The organism is Cellulosimicrobium cellulans (genome assembly GCF_006539945.1).
GTDB lineage: Bacteria > Actinomycetota > Actinomycetes > Actinomycetales > Cellulomonadaceae > Cellulosimicrobium > Cellulosimicrobium cellulans.
Map to the genome: position 1 here is coordinate 14,381 of NZ_BJNZ01000006.1, position 17,177 is coordinate 31,557.

Sequence of the window (17,177 nt, forward strand, 5' to 3'; positions counted from 1 at the left end):
GGGTTTGCCGATCAGCAAGTTTCCTTGCCGCTCTCCGTCCAGGGCCCACATGCTCGGTCCGGTCGCCCTCACGCTTCGTGAGATCGACCGACCCGCGCTGACAGGGACCGGGTCGACATGTCGGGCACGACCTGTCTGCGCCGCGATCTCTCGCGCCCTCCACCGGAAGGACTCCTATGACCTCGACCCCCGTCACGGCAGCAGCCGACGGCTCGTCCACGATCGACGATCCGCGCCGACGCCGTTCGATCCTGCTCGCGGTGAGCCTTGCGCTCATGGCCGTGGTCGCCTCGGTGTCTGGACTGAACGTAGCCCAGCCGCACCTCGCGCTGGAGTTCTCCGCCTCGCAGAGCGAGGTGCTGTGGATGATCAACACCTACACGATCACCCTGGCCGCGCTGCTGCTGCCTCTCGGCGCCGTCGGGGACCGGTGGGGCCGCCGACCGGTTCTCTTGATCGGCCTCCTCGTCTTCGGCGTCGCGAACGTCGCGGCTGGTCTTGCACCGACCATCGGAGTCATGGTGGGTGCGCGGCTGGCCAGCGGTGTGGGCGCCGCGCTCGTCATGCCCGTCACGCTGTCGGTGATCACGTCCACGTTCCCCGACGGAGAACGGTCCAAGGCCATCGGAGCATGGACCGCGGTCGCCGGCGGCGGCGGGATCCTGGGCATGTACCTCTCGGCACTGTTGGTGGATGTGGCCGACTGGCGGTTCCTGTTCGTCTTGCCGGTCCTGCTCGTCGTCGCCGCAGGCGTGGTCGCGCTGCGCTCCGTGCCGAACTCGCGGGAACATCGGTCGCACCGCTACGACATCGTCGGCGCGCTCACCTCGGTCGTCGCCGCGGTCGGGTTCACCGTCGCGCTGCACGAGGGCCCTGAGCGAGGATGGTCTGCCCCGGTACCGAGCGTCAGCCTCGTCCTGGCGCTCGCGGGCGCGGTGGGCTTCGTGCTGTGGGAGCTGCGCACCCCTGCGCCCCTGTTGGACGTCCGCCGGTTCCGCACTCGGGGGCTGTCCAGCGGGTCGACCCTTCTGCTGGTGATGTTCGGGGTGCAGGCCGGCGTCTCCCTGGTGCTCTACCCCTTCTTCCAGGTCGTGCTCGGCTGGACCGGGCTGCTGTCGACCCTTGCCATGATGCCGATGGCACTGCTCATGATGCTGATGTCCGGTCTTGCTCCTCTCGTCGCCGCTCGCGTGGGCGCCCGGGCCACGATGGCTGCCGGCGTGCTGATCGCCGGCGCAGGGCTCGCGACGATGGCCTCGCTCGTGTCCGTGGAGGGCGGCTACCTCACCGTCCTGCCGGGGCTCGTCGCCATGGGCCTGGGCATGGGACTGGCCATGACTCCTTCTACCGAGGCCATCACGTCCTCCCTGCCACGCGAGCAGCAGGGTGTGGCCTCGGCCCTGAACGACCTCACGCGCGAGCTCGGCGCGGCTCTCGGCATCGCACTGCTCGGGGCGCTGCTGACCGCCGGCTACCGCACCGCGGTCGAACCGCAGCTGGTGGGCGTGCCTGCCGCGGTCGCCGACGACGCCCGAGACGGGATCGCCAACGCCGTTGCGGCCAGCGCGGACGCGGGGCCCCTGGCCGCCCAGGTCGTCCGCGCAGCTCAGGAGTCCTTCGTCACCGGCTGGCAGCAGTCGATGTGGATCGGCGCCGCCGTCATGGCAGCCATGTTCGTCGTCGTCCTCCTCCGTGGCCCGCAGCGAGGACCCACGCTCTCCGCCCCGACGCCCGAGCCGTCGCTCGAGACCGACGCCGACCAGCCCAGCCACCCGCTCACCGCGAAGTGAGCACCATGGCCGACAGCACGCCCATGCGCAGGGCCTGCCCGGGGCCCAGTCCAGGCAGACCTACCTGACCGCCCTCGAACGGGCCGCGACCTCATGACCACGACCTCATGACCACGCCCACCGCGCGGCATGCGCGCTGGCAGACTGACCGTATGCCCGCCGACACCGACCGCACCCTCGACGCCGTCGGCGCACGCCTGAAGCTGCTCCGGCAGCGACGCGGGCTCACCCTGGCCGAGCTCGCCGACCAGACCGGCATCTCCGTCAGCACGTTGTCGCGCCTCGAGGCGGGTCTCCGCCGGCCCACCCTCGAGCAGCTGCTGCCCCTCGCACGCACCTACGGCGCGACACTCGACGAGCTCGTCGACGCTCCGGCAACCGGCAACCCCCGGGTCAACCTGCGCCCCATTCCCTGCGCCGACGGCTCCGTCATCCTCCCGCTGACACGCCGCCCGGGCGGCATACAGGCCTACAAGTTCATCCTCCCCACCGGCGACGACGACAAGCAGCCCGAGCTGCGCACCCACGAAGGGCACGACTGGGTCTACGTCCTCAACGGTGCGCTCCGGCTCGTCCTGGGCGAGCACGACCTCCTCCTCGAACCCGGAGAGGCCGCCGAGTTCGACACCCGGACCCCGCACTGGTTCGGCGCCACCAGTGCTGGCCCCGTCGAATACCTCAGCCTGGTCGGACGACAAGGCCAACGTGCCCACGTCCGCGCGTCGTCCGAGCGTGACCGCCACGCCCACCCCTGAACCTGCATCCACGACCGCGCTCCGCAAGGCCGGGTGTCGCCGCTCGGGCGAGGGGCTAGTCCGGGCGGGGTGCGTACATGATGACCGCGACGCCGGCGAGGCAGAGCAACGCGCCGGCGACGTCCCAGCGGTCCGGTCGGAAGCCGTCCACGACCATGCCCCACGCGAGCGACCCGGCGACGAACACCCCGCCGTAGGCGGCGAGGATGCGACCGAAGCTCGCGTCGGGCTGGAACGTCGCGACGACGCCGTAGAGTCCGAGCGCGACGACGCCCGCCCCGATCCACAGCCAGCCCCGGTGCTCGCGCAACCCCTGCCACACGAGCCACGCCCCGCCGATCTCCAGCAGCGCGGCGAGCACGAACAGCGGGATCGAGCGCGCGAGGTCCATGCGCGCCAGGGTAGGCGAGCGTGTGCGCACACCCTGGGGGCCCGAGTCCGGGTGCGGCCGGCGCGGGCCGCCGTGGGTGCTACCGCCGGATCTGCTCCAGCGGCTCGGCGAGCCGGGTGCACTCGCTGCACCGCAGCCGTCGCGCCGTCCGCACCACGGGGTTCCCCACGGAGCTGGCGGGGATCCGGATCCGCACCTCTCGCGTGTGCTCCGCGCACGTGGCTGCGCCGCACTCGCTGCACACGGCCGTCGCGGGCCGTCCGTCGCGGGAGGTGGTTCCGCACTCTGCACACTGCATGAGTCCTGCTCTCCGCCGGCACCGGCGCCGGCTGTCCGGGTGACTGTGTCGTCGAGCGCGCCGGGTGTCTTCGGCCCGGCGCGCGGGCTGGTTCAGCGGGAGGTGGTGTCCTCGGGGGCGGTCGTGATCGCGCGGACGGGACGGCACGGGTTCCCCACCGCGACGACGCCCGCGGGGACGTCCCGCGTGACCACGGACCCCGCGCCGATGATGCTGTCGTCGCCGATCGTCACGCCGGGCGTGATCGTCACCGAGCCGCCGATCCACACGTTGCTCCCGATGACGACGGGCTCGGGGCGCTCCCATCCCTCGCGGCGGCGGACGACGTCCTCGGCGTGGTTCGGCGTGTAGATCGAGCACCGCGGCCCGATGAGGCAGTCGGGACCGATCGTGACGAGGCCTCCGCCGATGACCATGAAGTCGGCGTTGATGAAGGTCCGCGCGCCGATCAGCAGACGGTCGCCGTAGTCGATCGTCAGCGGCGGGCGGAAGTCGATACCGTCCTCGGCGCCGGGGACGAGGCGGTGGAAGAGGCGGCGCGCCTCGTCGACGTCCTCGAAGTACACGCGCCCGATCCGGGCGCACGTCGCGTGCGCGTCCCGGGTCAGCTCCTGGAGCGCCGGCGACGTGCGGTAGCGCAGCCAGCCGCCGGAGAGCAGGCTGCGGAGGTCCTCGTCCGTGGCGGCCAGCTCGGCCATCCTCGTCGTCGGCTCGGTCGTGCTGCTCATCGGACTCCTTCGTCCCGGATTAGTATTTCGGTTAAACATATAGGCGCCCGCGCGGTGGCGCAAGCCCCGTGCGCAACCTGCCGCGCCGCCGTGACTGCCGGTGTCCGGGGTGGCGGCCGCGGCACGGTCAGGCCGTGCGGTCGAGCACGCGGCGCAGGCGCGCCTTCTTCTCGTTCTCGCGCACGACCCACGCCACGTCCGGGTCCGACGACCCGCGCAGCGCGGCGAACCGCGGCGCGCCGGCGGCCGGGTCACCGGCGACGGCGACGCTCCAGCAGTACCCGAGGGCCTGACGCAGGGTGCGCACGTCGGCATCGCGGCGTGCGTCGGAGGGGAGCGCGCCGATCGAGGCGGTCGCGGCCGCGCACGCGTCCAGCGCGGCGGTCGCGGTCGCGGCGTTCCGGAGGAGGCGCGGCTCGCAGATCCCGGCGACCGCCGCGCGGCGAACGAGCGGGTCTGGGTCAGCCACCCACGACGACACGAGCGCGTGGAGCGTGGCGGGCTCGGCGTCACCGATCCGCTGGAGCGCCATCGCGACGGCCTCACGGACGCGCCACGACCCGTCCGACGCGCGGGCACGCAGCCGGTCGGTCGGCCTCGCGCGTGCGTCGGCGGGGGCCTGGACGACGAGCCGGCCCAGCCCGCACGTGCCGCAGCAGCGGAGGTACTCGTCGGGGTCGTCGGCGAGGTCGCGCACGAGGTCGGCGGGGGCGACGTCGGCGAACGCGCCCAGGAGCTCGAGGTTCGCCCGGGGCCCCGGGAGTCCGGAACCCGCGGCGAGGTACGCCCGCACCGCGGCCGGGTCACCGTCGAGGGCGCGCAGTGCCGCCCGGTGCTCCTCTCGCACGCTCATGACGACCACGCTAGGACGCGGTGCCTCCGCCGGACAGGGGCTTTCGGCCGGGTCGGCCGGGTCGGTCGCCGTCGGGCTCAGCGCAGCGGGTCGAACGGGCGGATCTCGTCGGGGGTCTCCCCGGTCGTGACGAGGTGGGCGAGCGCGCGGCCGGTCGCGGGGCCGAGGACGATGCCCCACATGCCGTGGCCGCCCGCGACGTAGACGCCGGGGGTGCGCGTCGCGCCGACGAGCGGGAGGCCGTCGGGCGTGACGGGGCGCGACCCGACCCACTCGTCGTGCCGGTCGTCGAGGTCGACGCCCTGGAACAGGTGCCGCACGGACGCGAGGATCGCCTCGATGCGGCGCGGCTGGAGCGGCTCGTCGGGGCCGCGGAACTCCATGGTTCCCGCGATGCGGAACCGCCCCTGGTACGGCGTGCACGCGACGCGGCGCGCGGGCAGGTAGATCGGCGTCTCGACGGGCTCGTCCGTCTTCACGGTGAACGAGTAGCCGCGCCCGGCCTGGACGCGCGTGCGCACGCCGAGCGGCGCGGCGAGCGTCGGCAGCCATGCGCCGGTCGCGAGCACGACGGCGTCGCCACGCAGCACGACCCCCTCCTCGCGCTCGGCGGGGGACCCCGCCCGGCGGGGCGTCCCGGCCTCGTGCCCGACGGCGTCGCCCGCCCCGGCCGAGCCGCTCGCCCCGGTCGCACCCACGAGCGCGGGGTGCGCGGCGGCGTCGGGGTGCACGGCGCGCGCGAAGACGCACGCGCCCAGGCGGCCCGGCTCGACGTCGAGCACCTCGAGCCCGGTGAGGATCCGCCCGCCGCGGGCGCGCACGGAGTCGGCGAGGGCGTGGACGAAAGGTCCCGGCTCGAGGAAGCGCTGGCCCTCGAGGGCGTAGACGGTGGAGACGTCGTCGGTGAGCTGGTGGGCGCGCTCGCCGGCCTCGACGCGCCGGACGGGCACGGACTGCCCGGCGGCGGCGACGTGCTCGAGCTCGCGGAGGAACGGCCGGGCCTCGCGCACGTGCTCGAACGCGACGCTGAACGGCCCGGGCGTGGTGCCGACCTCGACGCCGTGCCCGAGGCTCCCGCCGGCGGCGAGCTCGTCGAACGCGGCGAGCGCGACGCGGTCGATCGGGGTGAGCGCCGCCATCGCGTGGTCCCAGCGGCGCTGCGTCGCGTGCGCCATGAAGCGCGCGAAGAACGACCACAGGCGCGGGTCGAACCGCAGCGGGACGTGCAGGGGTGCGGCGGGGTCGAGGAGGGCGCGCGGGCCGTACGTCCACAGGGACGGGTCGGCGAGCGGCATCGCCATGCCGGGGGTGAGCCACCCCGCGTTGCCCCACGAGGATCCGGCGGCGACGCCCTCGCGGTCGACGACGGTCACCTCGACGCCCTGCTCCTGCAGGTGCCAGGCGGTGGCGAGGCCCACCATGCCGGCGCCGACGACGACCGCCGTGCGGGGCGCTCGGCCGGGCGACGCGGACCGGGCGTCGTGGGTGCGGGGACGGGGACGAGAGGTCGTGCTCACGCCGGGCTCCTTCGACCGACGCCCGCCTCGCGGGTGGCGAGGCGGGCGCGTGGCTGGTGTGCGACGGGATGGTGTCGCAACCACTCCAGCGTGGTGGATCCTTCGGTGTGCGGCAAGATGTGCCGAAGGATCGTCGTCGCGCCCGGCGGCGATCGACCCGATCTCCGCCGAACGACCTGAGGAGGCTCCTCGTGCCGAAGGATCTTCGACCCGCCGTCCTGGACGACGTGGACCGCCGCATCCTCGACGTCCTCGCGACCGACGCGCGGGCGACGAACGCGGCGATCGCGGCCCGCGTCGGCGTGGCCGCGTCGACGTGCCACGCGCGCGTGCGCGCCCTCGTGGACCGGGGCGTGATCCGCGGCTTCCGGGCCGACGTCGACCCGGCCGCGCTGGGGCGCGGGCTCGAGGCGCTCATCGCGATCCGGCTCCAGGCGGGCGCGCGCAAGGGCCTCGAGGCGTTCCGCGACTATCTGCTCACGCTGCCCGACGTCGAGGGCGTCTTCTTCGTCACCGGCGACCGCGACTTCCTCCTGCACGTCGCCGTCGCCGACTCCGACGCGCTGCGCGACCTGGTGTCCAAGACGCTCAGCGTCCGGCCCGAGGTCGCGGGCACGAGCACGACCGTGATCTTCGAGCACGCGCGCCCTTGACCCCGGCGGCGCGGTCGGGGTCAGGGGCGGGCGACGGGTCAGACGGCGGTGCTCTCGCGGACCTGCGAGCGCAGCACGTGCTTGGTGAGCTTGCCCGACGGGTTGCGCGGCAGCTCGGTGACGAGCACGACGTCGCGCGGCACCTTGTAGCGCGCGAGCCGGTCGGCGAGGAACGCGCGCAGGGACTCGAGCGAAGGCTCGGCGCCGGGGGCCGGCACGACGAACGCGACGACCGTCTCGCCCCAGTCGGCGTGGGGGCGGCCCACGACGGCGACGTCCGCGACCTCGGGCGACCCGCGCAGCGCCTCCTCGACCTCCTGGGAGTACACGTTCTCGCCGCCCGTGATGATGACGTCCTTGAGCCGGTCGACGATGAACAGGTACCCGTCCTCGTCGACGTGCACGACGTCGCCCGTCCGGTACCAGTCGCCGACGAGCACCGCCTCGGTCGCCTCGGGGTCGTCGAGGTAGCCGACCATGCGGGTGTCCGACCGCAGCCAGACCTCACCCGTACCGCCCGGCCCGACGTCGTTCCCGTCGAGGTCGACGACCCGCACGTCGACGCCGGGCATCCCGGCGTGGCCGATCGAACCGGCCTTGCGCTCCTGGTCGGCCGGGCCGAGCGCGGTGCCGACCGGACCCATCTCGCTCATGCCGTACACCTGGTGCAGCTCGCCGGGGTACGCGGCGCGGATCGCGCGGACGGTGTCCGCGCCGACGGGCGCGCCGCCGGCGAGCCAGAGCCGCGCGCTCGACAGGTCGAAGGCCGACAGGTCGATCCCCTGCGCGGCCGCGACCTGGAGCGGCGCGACGTACGCGATGGGCGCGCCGAAGAACGCGGTCGTGCGCTCCGCGGCGACCGTGCGCAGCATCTCGATCGGGTGGTACTCGCGCAGCAGCACCGTCGTCCCGCCGAGGAACACCATCGACAGGAACCAGTTGTTGAGCGGCGACGCGTGCCAGATCGGCATCGCGAGGAGAAAACGGTCGTCCGCGCGGAGCCCGACGGCCGCCGTCGTGTAGGCCGCGACCGAGCTCAGCCCGCGGTGGGTGTGCTCGCAGCCCTTGGGGGCCGCCGTCGTGCCGGACGTGTAGAGCACCTGGGCGATCGCGTCCTGGTCGGGCGCGACGCCCTCCCACGGCGTCGCCGCAGCGACGATCCGGTCGAAGTCGTCGCGCTCCTCCGTCCCCTCCGCGTCCGGCCCGACGGCGTCCGCCTCCGTCCAGAGCCAGCGCACCCCCGGCGCCGCGACCGTGGCCACCGGGGCGAGCGAGGCGTCGGCGACGCCCAGCACCGCGCCGCTGTGCGTGACGAGCCGCGCGACCTCCGGCGCCCGGAGCTTGTGGTTGACCGGCACGAGCACGGCGCCCGCACGCCACAGGCCGAACGCCGCGACGACGAAGCCAGGGGTGTTGAACGTCATCACGGTGACACGGTCGCCGGGCCGCACCCCGGCGTCGCGGAACACCGCGGCGGCGCGGCGCGCGGCGTCGTCCAGCTCGGCGTAGGTGAGCCGACGCTCGCCCAGCACGAGCGCCTCCTTGGCGGGGACCTTGCGTGCCGTGCTCTCCAGCATGCTGCCCAGGTGCATGTCGTCCTCCTCGACGTCCTGCCCGGCGTCGCCCTCGACGCCGTCTCGGCGGCCCGGCCGGAGCCGGTACCGCGATGAATTGAAGCATGGTTCAATTCTTGGTGGGAAGCCGCGACGGGGCGGCGCACCCTCGACGACGACGGAGGAACCGTGCCCTACCGCGAGACGCCCGCCACGCGGGCCGCCCGCGAGCGCAAGCGCGAGGCGCTGCTCGACGCGGCGCGCACGATCGTCGCCGGGCACGGCTTCGCGGGGGCGAGCGTGCAGGCGCTCGCCGCGCGCGCCGGGGTGAGCACGGGCGGCGTCTACTCCTACTTCCCCACCAAGGCCGACCTGCTCGTCGCCGTGTTCCGGCAGGCGGCCGACGTCGAGCTCGACGCCGTGCGGGCCGCCGCGTCGGCGCGTGCGGACGACCCGGCCGGCGGGACGACCGTCGCGCGCCTCGGCCGCGCCGTCGACACGTTCGCGCGGCGCGCGCTGCGCGGCCCGACGCTCGCGTGGGCGCTGCTGCTCGAGCCGGTCGACCCGGCCGTGGACGCCGCGCGGCTGGAGTACCGGCGCGCGTACGCCGAGACGTTCGCGGAGGTCGTGCGCGCCGGCGTCGACGCCGGGGAGATCCCCGACCAGGACGTCGCGGTCGTCGCGACCGCCCTCGTCGGCGCGATCGGCGAGTCGCTCACCGGTCCGCTCTCGCCGCTCGCGTCGGGCCGCCCGGACGCCCCCGACGGCGCGGTCCCGCCCGCGGCGCGCGACGCCGTCGTCGCGACGATCCTGCGCTTCTGCCTGGGCGCCGTCGGCGCCCAGGCCGCCGCGCGGGTGGCCCTGACCGTGTCCGAGCCGACCTGAGCGTCGGACCCCGCCCGCACCGCCGCCGCAGCGCGGCCCCGAGCCACCCGCAGAGCCGCAGGAGGACACCGTGACCCCGACCGACACCACCACGACACCCGCCTCCGCCCCTTCCTCGAACCCGGCCGCGACGGCGCCGTGCCCGGCGCCCCACGTCACCCACCGGGTGACGAACCAGCCGCCCGAGCGCGAGGGCGTCAACGAGTACCTCGACCACCCCGTGCTGCGCGAGGCGGTGCACGCGTACGGCGGCGCGTGGGGCGAGGACCGGCTCGTCGAGGTCGGCGCGCTCGTCGGGACGGGCGACTTCCAGCGCGCGGCCGAGCTCGCGAACGTCCACGAGCCCGTGCTGCGCACGCACGACCGCCGGGGCCACCGCATCGACGAGGTCGAGTACCACCCCGCGTACCACGAGGTCATCGGGGCGGCCGCCGCGCACGGCGCGCACACGAGCGCGTGGGCGGAGCCGGGTCCGGGAGCGAACGTCGTGCGGGGCGCGGTGTTCACGCTGTTCGCACAGGTCGAGCCGGGCCACGCGTGCCCCATCTCCATGACGCACGCGGCGGTGCCGTCGCTGCGCCACGCGCCGGGGCTCGCCGCGGTCTGGGAGCCGCGACTGCTCTCCCGCGGCTACGACGGCGCGCTCGCGGCCCCGGGGAGCAAGCCCGGCGCGCTCGTCGGCATGGCGATGACGGAGAAGCAGGGCGGCTCGGACGTGCGCGCGAACGCGACGACGGCCGTGCCCGCCGGAGCGGACGGCGGCTACCTGCTGACCGGGCACAAGTGGTTCTGCTCGGCGCCGATGTCGGACGCGTTCCTGGTGCTCGCGCAGGTGCCGAGCGCGCCACGCGGGACCGCGGGGGGTGGCGACGCGGCGCCGTCGTGCTTCCTCGTGCCGCGCGTGCTGGAGGACGGCACGCGCAACGTGTTCCGCATCCAGCGGCTCAAGGAGAAGCTGGGCAACCGGTCGAACGCGTCGTCGGAGATCGAGCTCGACGGCACGGTCGGGTTCCTCGTCGGGGAGCCCGGGCGCGGCGTGCGGACGATCATCGAGATGGTGTCGCGCACGCGGCTCGACTGCGTGCACGGCTCGGCCGCGGGCATGCGCCAGGCGGTCACCGAGGCGCTGTGGCACGCGCGGCACCGCAGCGCGTTCGGCGCGGCGCTCGTGGACCAGCCCGCGATGACCGCGGTGCTCGCCGACCTCGCGCTCGAGTCGGAGGCCGCGACGCTCACGTCCGTGCGCCTCGCCGCCGCGCACGACGGCGAGTCCGAGCACGACCGCGCGTTCCGCCGCCTCGCGACGGCCGTGAGCAAGTACTGGGTGTGCAAGCGCGGGCCGCACCACGCGTACGAGGCGATGGAGTGCCTGGGCGGCAACGGGTACACCGAGGCGTTCCCCCTCGCGCGCCGCTACCGCGAGCAGCCGGTCATGGCGATCTGGGAGGGGTCTGGCAACGTCATCGCGCTCGACGTCCTGCGGGCCATGGGCCGCGAGCCCGCGTCCGTCGCGGCCTTCGAGGCCGAGCTCGGCACGACGGCGGGCGCGCATCCTCTCCTCGACGCGCACGTCGCGCGCACGCGCCGCCTGCTCGCCGAGGTCGCGGCGTCCGACGCCGGCGCGCAGCAGGCGCAGGCCCGCCGGGTCGTGGAGTCGCTCGCGCTCGCGCTCCAGGCCTCGCTCCTGGTGCGGCACGCGCCGTCGGGCACGGCGGACGCGTTCGTCGCGGCGCGCCTCGGGGAGGACCGCGGCCACGGCTACGGCGTCCTGCCCCGCGGCACCGACGCGCACGCGATCCTCGCGCGCCACACGGGCGAGGACGTGGTCCCGCGCGCGTGACCGGCCGGCTCGTCCGTGCGCTCGACGCCGCGTCGGACCCCCGGCGTACGGTCCCGGTATGGACGTGCGACTTCGCGACCTCGCGGACGGTGACCTGGACCGGCTCTTCGGGTGGGAGCGCGACCCCGCCGCCGTCGCGCTGGCGGCGTTCACGCGGGCGGACCCGTCCGACCGCGCCGCGTTCGACCGCCACTACGAGCGCATCCGCGCCGACCCGACGTGCACGGTGCTGGCCGTCGAGCACGCCGGGTCGTTCGTCGGGACGATCGGGAGCTTCACCCTCGACGGCGAGCGGGAGGTGACCTACTGGGTCGACCCGTCGCTCTGGGGGCGAGGGATCGCGTCGTCCGCCCTCGCGGCGTTCCTGACGGTCGAGCGCGAGCGACCGCTGCGGGCGCGCGTCGCCGTCCACAACGTCGGCTCCGCCACGGTGCTGGTTCGCGCCGGGTTCGTGGAGGAGGGGCGCGAGACGTCCTACGCCCCCGGCGTCGGCTCCGACGTGGTCGAGCAGGTCTACCGTCTGGACTCGTGACCGCGGAGCGCTCGTGTGGGTGCTGGGCCGTAGCGTCGCGGCCATGGACCGTGAGACCTTCTGGGAGATCGTCGACGCCGCGCGTGACCGGGCGGGCGCCGGTGCCGACGACCGCGGCGCCGAGGACGACCCGCTGCCCGACGTCCTGACCGACCTGCTCGTCGAGCGGCTGAGCCCGGACGAGATCCTCGCGTTCGCCGACGTCGTCGGTGCCGTGGCGCGCGGCGCGTACACGTGGCCGCTGTGGGGCGCGGCGTACCTCGTCGAGGGCGGGTGCAGCGACGACGGGTTCATGGACTTCCGCGACGGGCTCGTCCTCGCGGGCCGTGCCACGTTCGATCGTGCGGTCGCCGACCCGGACTCGCTCGCCGACCAGCCCGTGATCGCCGCGATGGCGGACGGCGGGTCCGCCTGGTTCGGGTACGAGTCGCTGGACTCGCTCGTCGGCGACGCATGGTCGCGTGCGACGGGCGAGGACGACGAGGCGTACTACGCGGCTCGGGAGCGGACGTCGTCGGGCCACGCCCTCGCCGAGCCCGCCGGCGAGCAGTGGGACTTCGACGACGACGAGGAGAACGCGCGTCGCCTCCCGCGGCTCACCGCCCTCTTCGCCGTGTGACCGCGACGGGCCGGGGCGCCTCCCCCGGGCGCCGGGGGAGGCGACGACGTCACTGGCGCCAGGCGAAGAGGCCCGTCGGGTCGTAGGCCGACCGCACCGACGCGAGACGCGCCGCCGTGTCGGGTGACCAGGCCCGCGCGAGCGTCTCGTCCGTCCACGGCCCGGGCAGGAAGTTGATGTTCGTCTGCGTGGCGGCCCACGGCTGCGACCACTGCGCGAACGCGGCGGTGGTCGCGACCATGTCCGGCACGCGCGGCGGGTTCACCCCGACCAGGCTGCACAGGAACCCTGCCGTCCGGCCGCCCGCGGCCGACCCGCCGTCGACGTCGCGTGCTCCCGCCGCGCCGACGTGCCGCAGCTCCGCCGCGACGAACGGGGACCCGCTGCCCGGCCCGAGCTCGGCGAGGAACCGGTCGAGGAACGCCGCGTCGACGTCGCGCAGCCCGGCACCGTAGACCCACGACGGGCCCGCGTCCTCGGGGTCGGCATGGATCGTCGCGACGGCGGTCGTCGGGATCTCCCCGAGCGCGTCGGCCATGACCGGCGCGAGCGCCCGCAGCGGCGCGGCCAGGCGCTCGCCCTCGCCGACGTCACCCGGGTAGGCGAAGCGCAGGTTGAGCACCGTGCGACCGCGCAGGTGCTCCGGGATGAACGGGAGGTCCGGGAGGGCGAGCACGACGACCGAGGTCGTGACGTCGTCGGGCGCGGTCGCGGTCCAGGCGACCCAGCCGCGCAGCACGTCCTCGATGTGCGGAGCGTCGAACGTGAGCGCCCCCGCGTACAGGGTGCGCAGCGGCGCGAGCTCGACGTCGACGCGCGTCACCACGCCCAGACCGCCCTTGCCGCCGCGCAGCGCCCAGAACAGGTCCGGCTCGGACTCCGCGCTCGCCTCGACGACCGAGCCGTCGGCCAACACGACCCGGAAGCCGCGGACCCAGTCCGTCGTGAGACCGTGGCTGCGCGTGAGCGGGCCGAACCCGCCGCCGAGGGTGTACCCCACGACGCCGACGCCCGTGGACGACCCCGTGACGGGGAGCAGCCCGTGCTCCGCCGCCGCCTCGACCACGGCCTTCCAGCGCGTGCCCGCGGCGATGCGCGCGATCCGTGTCTGCGGGTCGACCTCGACGCCCGCGAGGTCGCCCGTGCCGAGGACGAGGCCGTCCGTGACGGGCGAGGCCGCGCCGTGGCCCGTCGCGTGGGCCCGCACGCGCAGCCCGTGGTGGGACGCGAACCGGACCGCCTCCACGACGTCGGCCTCGGTCGCGGCGAGCACCGCGAGGTCCGGGTCGTGCGCGACGAGCGTGCTGTGGGCGGCGACGGCCTCCGCGGCCGTGGGGCCGCCGTCGGGCAGGTCGCCACGGGCGAGGACGCGGCCCGTGACGCGGTCGCGCAGCGCGGCGACCTCGGTGGGCGGGAGCGTGGTGGCAGCGGTGGTCATGGTGGTGGTCCCCTTCGTCGCGGTGTGCGCGTCTCGACGCCAGGTACGGCTACCCACACGACGACGCGCGGGCACGGTGTGTGACACGTGCCCCGACGCGTAGGGAGGGCTGCGGGTCAGTTTCGTGGCGTCCCCGGCAGCGGCAGCCAGTCGAGGACGTCCTGGATCGTGCGGTCCCAGAAGCCCCACTCGTGCGTGCCGGGCGAGAACTCCGACCGCAGCGCGACGCCGGACTCACCGGCGACCCGCTCGAACGCGCGGTTGCCGTCGACGAGGAAGTCCTCCGTCCCGCACGCGAGGAACAGGTCCGGCAGGTCCGCGGTGCGCCCCTCGGCGGCAGCCCGGCGCAGCAGCGCGAGCAGGTCGTCGTCCGAGCCCGCGATCTCGCGGTCGCCGAACACGCGCTCGATGTCCGGCAGGCGGCGCTCGCGGTACGACTCGTCGGCGAGGTCGAGGACCCCGGACAGGCTCGCCGCGGCCGCGAACCGCTCGGGGTGGCGCAGCGCCCACCGGAACGCGCCGTAGCCGCCCATCGACAGGCCGGCGACGAACGAGTCCTCGCGGCGCGACGACACCCGGAAGAACTGGTCGACCAGGCTCGGCAGCTCCTCCGACAGGAAGGTCCAGTACCTGTGCCCGTGCGCCTCGTCGGCGTAGAAGCTCCGCTCCACGCGCGGCATGACGACGGCGAGCCCGCGGTCGGCGACGTACCGCTCGAGCGACGTCCGGCGCGTCCAGATCGTCTCGTCGTCGCTCATGCCGTGCAGCAGGTACAGCACCGGCGCGCCCTCGGCGCGGGCGCTCGCGGACCCGGCCATCCCGATCTGGGTCGTCGTGGCCTGCGGGAGCACGACGGTCATCGTCGTGCTCACCTCGAGCACGTCGGAGTAGAAGGAGCAGCGGACGAGGGCCACGGGGTCGCCTCCAGGGGGTCGTTCGGGTCGCCGGGGCGGGTGCCCGACGGCGCCCGCCCAGTCTGCCGGACCGCCGTCCTCGAGCGCCGTGTGAGGCATCGCACGGCCTGTGCGGCTCGCCCCTCGGGAAATGAGGCTAGCCTTACCTTGCTCTGACGCCGCGCCCGGCGGCGCCACCGTTCCCCTGGGAGAGTCCATGCGTCGTCCGACGTCCTCCACCTCGCACCGCGCCGCCGCGGTGGCCACCCTCGCGCTCGGCGCGCTCGTGCTCGCCGGCTGTTCCACGGGGGCCGACGACGGCGCCGCCGCCGACGCGCCCACGACCCCGGCCGCGGGTGGCGCCTTCCCGGTGACGATCGAGAGCGCCCTGGGCGACGCCGTCATCCCCGAGCAGCCCGAGCGGGTCGTGACCTGGGGCTGGTCGACGCAGGACGCGGTGCTCGCGCTCGGGGTCGTCCCCGTCGCGATGCCGCGCAACGACTACGGCGGCGGCGAGGCCGGAATCCTGCCGTGGGACGAGGACACGATCGAGGAGCTCGGCGGCGAGACGCCGACCCTGCTGTCCGGCTCGGGCACGGGCGAGGTCCCGTTCGAGGAGGTCGCCGCCGCCCAGCCCGACGTCATCCTCGCGCCCTACTCCGGCATCACGCAGGAGGAGTTCGACCGGCTGTCCGAGGTCGCGCCCGTCGTCGCGTACCCGGACCAGCCGTGGGCGCTGCCCTGGCAGGACCAGCTCGAGATCGTCGGGACGGCCCTCGGCAAGAGCGACGAGGCGGCTGCGCTCCAGGCGGAGACCGACGAGTACGTCGCCGCGCTCGCCGCCGACCACCCCGAGCTCGACGGCACCACGTTCGTCTACGCCGCCGCGAACACCCCGGGCACGCTCAACGTCTTCCGGGCGGACGACCCGCGCGTCGACCTGCTCGAGGACATGGGCATGACGCTCAGCCCGAGCGTCGCCGAGCTCGACGCGTCGCCCGACGACGGCACGTACTTCTACGGGCTCAGCGAGGAGCGCCTCGGCGAGATCGACACCGACGTGCTCGTCATGTACTTCGGCACCCAGGAGGAGGCCGACGCGTTCACCGCACTGCCGTCGGTCGGCGCGATGGAGTCGGTGCAGCAGGGCCGGTTCGCCCCGATCGTCGGCGAGTCGTTCGTCATGGCGAGCAGCGCCCCGACCGTGCTCTCCATCCCGTGGATGCTCGACCAGTACGTCCCGCAGCTCGCCGAGGCGGCTGCCGCGTCGAAGTGAGCAGCGTGGCCGCATCGTGCGCGACGCGGCCACGGTGGCGGGATCAGCCGCCCAGGGCGTCCAGCAGGCGCCGGACCGACGTCCCGAGTCCCCACCGTTCGGTGAGCTCCGCGAGCGCGTCGGGGTCGGCGGGGGCCGTGGGGAGCGCGTCGTGGAAGTCCCCGACGGGTGCGTCGGGGGCGACGCGCACCACGAGCGGGGCGACCTCCAGGTAGGTGGCCGCCTCGGTGAGCCGACGGCGCTGGGTCGCCGTCAGGCCGGGGTCCCCGGCCTCGCGCGCGGCGAGCACGCCCGCGAGGTCGCCGTACTTCCCGAGCAGCGCGACCGCCGTCTTCTCCCCGATGCCGGGAACGCCCGGCAGGCCGTCGCTCGGGTCGCCGCGCAGCACCGCCATGTCCGCGTACGCCGCGCCGGTCGTGATGCCGTACCGCTCCGCGAGGCGTGCCTGGTCGACGACGTCGAGGTTCCGCACGCCCTTGGTCGGGTAGAGGATGCGCACGCCCGCGGCGTCGTCGACGAGCTGGAACAGGTCGCGGTCGCCCGTGACGACCTCGACGGCGGCGCGCCCCGACGAGTCGGGCGTCGCACCCTCGGCCGCGCGCCGCGCGACCTCGCGCGCGGTGAGCGTGCCGATGACGTCGTCGGCCTCGTAGCCCGCCGCTCCGACGCGCGCGATCCCCAGCGCCGCGAGCACGTCGACGATCACCGGGACCTGTGCGACCAGCTTCTCCGGGACCTCCTCGACCCCCGTGGTCCCGGGCACCTTCTCGGCGACGCGGTGCGCCTTGTACGTCGGGATCGCCTCGACGCGGAACGCCGGGCGCCAGTCCACGTCCCAGCACGCGACGAGGCGCGACGGGCGACGGTCGGCGACGAGCGTCGCGATCATGTCCAGCAGCCCGCGCACCGCGTTGACCGGCGTGCCGTCGGGGGCCTTGATCGAGTCGGGCACCCCGAAGAACGCGCGGAAGTACAGGCTCGCGGTGTCGAGGAGCATGAGCTCGCCACCCGCGGTCGTGCCGGTACCCGCCGGGTCGCCAGCGGGGCCGCTCGAGGGGGCGCCGTCGTCCGTGCTCTGCGTCATGCCGCCATCCTGCCGCACGGCCCCGACACCCGGCCCGCGGTGGTCCCACGGTCCTGCCCTCGCCGTCCAGCG

The 17,177-nt window shown here is 74.9% G+C and carries 16 protein-coding genes; 8 read left to right on the forward strand and 8 right to left on the reverse strand.

Annotation, left to right across the window (positions count from 1 at the left end; all coding sequences use genetic code 11):
* Positions 1–176: 176 nt before the first annotated feature.
* Together CCE02nite_RS06245 and CCE02nite_RS06250 are read left to right on the forward strand one after the other, a co-directional pair.
* Positions 177–1,790 (forward strand): MFS transporter, encoded by a 1,614-nt coding sequence (locus CCE02nite_RS06245; protein ID WP_141388812.1) that lies wholly within the window; start codon positions 177–179, stop codon positions 1,788–1,790.
* A 152-nt stretch (positions 1,791–1,942) separates the two neighbouring features.
* Positions 1,943–2,545 (forward strand): helix-turn-helix domain-containing protein, encoded by a 603-nt coding sequence (locus CCE02nite_RS06250; RefSeq protein ID WP_141388962.1) that lies wholly within the window; start codon positions 1,943–1,945, stop codon positions 2,543–2,545.
* A 55-nt stretch (positions 2,546–2,600) separates the two neighbouring features.
* Here the strand turns inward: CCE02nite_RS06250 and CCE02nite_RS06255 are convergent, their stop codons facing one another.
* The 4 genes from CCE02nite_RS06255 to CCE02nite_RS06275 all read right to left on the reverse strand — a co-directional run bounded on the left by CCE02nite_RS06255 (position 2,601) and on the right by CCE02nite_RS06275 (position 6,332).
* Positions 2,601–2,936 (reverse strand): YnfA family protein, encoded by a 336-nt coding sequence (locus CCE02nite_RS06255; RefSeq protein WP_141388813.1) that lies wholly within the window; start codon positions 2,934–2,936, stop codon positions 2,601–2,603.
* A gap of 390 nt (positions 2,937–3,326) precedes the next feature.
* On the reverse strand, positions 3,327–3,962 hold the full coding sequence (locus tag CCE02nite_RS06265; protein ID WP_141388815.1) for a sugar O-acetyltransferase: 636 nt from the start codon (positions 3,960–3,962) through the stop codon (positions 3,327–3,329).
* Positions 3,963–4,089: 127 nt separating this feature from the next.
* Positions 4,090–4,815: a HEAT repeat domain-containing protein gene (locus tag CCE02nite_RS06270; RefSeq protein WP_141388816.1), complete on the reverse strand. Its 726-nt coding sequence runs from the start codon at positions 4,813–4,815 to the stop codon at positions 4,090–4,092.
* Between the two features lie 77 nt (positions 4,816–4,892).
* On the reverse strand, positions 4,893–6,332 hold the full coding sequence (locus CCE02nite_RS06275; protein ID WP_255318676.1) for an NAD(P)/FAD-dependent oxidoreductase: 1,440 nt from the start codon (positions 6,330–6,332) through the stop codon (positions 4,893–4,895).
* Positions 6,333–6,523: 191 nt separating this feature from the next.
* Here CCE02nite_RS06275 and CCE02nite_RS06280 point away from each other — a divergent pair, with 191 nt between their 5' ends.
* Positions 6,524–6,985, forward strand: coding sequence for an Lrp/AsnC family transcriptional regulator (locus CCE02nite_RS06280; protein WP_255318677.1), 462 nt, complete (start codon positions 6,524–6,526; stop codon positions 6,983–6,985).
* A gap of 38 nt (positions 6,986–7,023) precedes the next feature.
* Here the strand turns inward: CCE02nite_RS06280 and CCE02nite_RS06285 are convergent, their stop codons facing one another.
* Positions 7,024–8,577 carry a class I adenylate-forming enzyme family protein gene (locus tag CCE02nite_RS06285; protein WP_141388818.1) on the reverse strand — a complete coding sequence of 518 codons (1,554 nt, stop codon included), beginning with the start codon at positions 8,575–8,577 and terminating at the stop codon, positions 7,024–7,026.
* 150 nt (positions 8,578–8,727) lie between these two features.
* Between CCE02nite_RS06285 and CCE02nite_RS06290 the strand changes: the two genes are divergently transcribed.
* The 4 genes from CCE02nite_RS06290 to CCE02nite_RS06305 all read left to right on the forward strand — a co-directional run bounded on the left by CCE02nite_RS06290 (position 8,728) and on the right by CCE02nite_RS06305 (position 12,414).
* Positions 8,728–9,423, forward strand: a complete 696-nt coding sequence (locus CCE02nite_RS06290; RefSeq protein WP_141388819.1) for a TetR/AcrR family transcriptional regulator — start codon at positions 8,728–8,730, stop codon at positions 9,421–9,423.
* 70 nt (positions 9,424–9,493) lie between these two features.
* Complete coding sequence (locus tag CCE02nite_RS06295; RefSeq protein ID WP_141388820.1) at positions 9,494–11,263, forward strand: acyl-CoA dehydrogenase family protein; 1,770 nt, start codon at positions 9,494–9,496, stop codon at positions 11,261–11,263.
* A gap of 58 nt (positions 11,264–11,321) precedes the next feature.
* Positions 11,322–11,795, forward strand: a complete 474-nt coding sequence (locus CCE02nite_RS06300) for a GNAT family N-acetyltransferase (protein WP_141388821.1) — start codon at positions 11,322–11,324, stop codon at positions 11,793–11,795.
* A gap of 43 nt (positions 11,796–11,838) precedes the next feature.
* Positions 11,839–12,414, forward strand: coding sequence for a DUF4240 domain-containing protein (locus CCE02nite_RS06305; RefSeq protein ID WP_141388822.1), 576 nt, complete (start codon positions 11,839–11,841; stop codon positions 12,412–12,414).
* A 49-nt stretch (positions 12,415–12,463) separates the two neighbouring features.
* Here the strand turns inward: CCE02nite_RS06305 and CCE02nite_RS06310 are convergent, their stop codons facing one another.
* Both CCE02nite_RS06310 and CCE02nite_RS06315 read right to left on the reverse strand, forming a co-directional pair.
* On the reverse strand, positions 12,464–13,852 hold the full coding sequence (locus CCE02nite_RS06310) for an FAD-binding oxidoreductase (RefSeq protein ID WP_141388823.1): 1,389 nt from the start codon (positions 13,850–13,852) through the stop codon (positions 12,464–12,466).
* A 116-nt stretch (positions 13,853–13,968) separates the two neighbouring features.
* A complete protein-coding gene (locus tag CCE02nite_RS06315; protein WP_218027037.1) occupies positions 13,969–14,766 on the reverse strand; it encodes an alpha/beta hydrolase in 798 nt (265 codons plus the stop codon).
* Between the two features lie 196 nt (positions 14,767–14,962).
* Here CCE02nite_RS06315 and CCE02nite_RS06320 point away from each other — a divergent pair, with 196 nt between their 5' ends.
* Positions 14,963–16,021, forward strand: coding sequence for an iron-siderophore ABC transporter substrate-binding protein (locus CCE02nite_RS06320; RefSeq protein ID WP_141388825.1), 1,059 nt, complete (start codon positions 14,963–14,965; stop codon positions 16,019–16,021).
* A 43-nt stretch (positions 16,022–16,064) separates the two neighbouring features.
* Here CCE02nite_RS06320 and CCE02nite_RS06325 read toward each other — a convergent pair whose 3' ends face one another.
* Entirely contained in the window at positions 16,065–17,018 is a 954-nt protein-coding gene (locus CCE02nite_RS06325) for a 5'-3' exonuclease (RefSeq protein ID WP_141388964.1), read from the reverse strand.
* Positions 17,019–17,177: the final 159 nt, after the last annotated feature.

What these genes read in the sequence shown, in the direction of transcription:
- CCE02nite_RS06245 (WP_141388812.1), top strand. Translation starts at nt 177, where the DNA reads ATGACCTCGACCCCCGTCACGGCAGCAGCCGACGGCTCGTCCACGATC.
- CCE02nite_RS06250 (WP_141388962.1), top strand. Translation starts at nt 1,943, where the DNA reads ATGCCCGCCGACACCGACCGCACCCTCGACGCCGTCGGCGCACGCCTG.
- CCE02nite_RS06255 (WP_141388813.1), bottom strand. Translation starts at nt 2,936, where the DNA reads ATGGACCTCGCGCGCTCGATCCCGCTGTTCGTGCTCGCCGCGCTGCTG.
- CCE02nite_RS06265 (WP_141388815.1), bottom strand. Translation starts at nt 3,962, where the DNA reads ATGAGCAGCACGACCGAGCCGACGACGAGGATGGCCGAGCTGGCCGCC.
- CCE02nite_RS06270 (WP_141388816.1), bottom strand. Translation starts at nt 4,815, where the DNA reads ATGAGCGTGCGAGAGGAGCACCGGGCGGCACTGCGCGCCCTCGACGGT.
- CCE02nite_RS06285 (WP_141388818.1), bottom strand. Translation starts at nt 8,577, where the DNA reads ATGCACCTGGGCAGCATGCTGGAGAGCACGGCACGCAAGGTCCCCGCC.
- CCE02nite_RS06300 (WP_141388821.1), top strand. Translation starts at nt 11,322, where the DNA reads ATGGACGTGCGACTTCGCGACCTCGCGGACGGTGACCTGGACCGGCTC.
- CCE02nite_RS06305 (WP_141388822.1), top strand. Translation starts at nt 11,839, where the DNA reads ATGGACCGTGAGACCTTCTGGGAGATCGTCGACGCCGCGCGTGACCGG.
- CCE02nite_RS06310 (WP_141388823.1), bottom strand. Translation starts at nt 13,852, where the DNA reads ATGACCACCGCTGCCACCACGCTCCCGCCCACCGAGGTCGCCGCGCTG.
- CCE02nite_RS06320 (WP_141388825.1), top strand. Translation starts at nt 14,963, where the DNA reads ATGCGTCGTCCGACGTCCTCCACCTCGCACCGCGCCGCCGCGGTGGCC.
- CCE02nite_RS06325 (WP_141388964.1), bottom strand. Translation starts at nt 17,018, where the DNA reads ATGCTCCTCGACACCGCGAGCCTGTACTTCCGCGCGTTCTTCGGGGTG.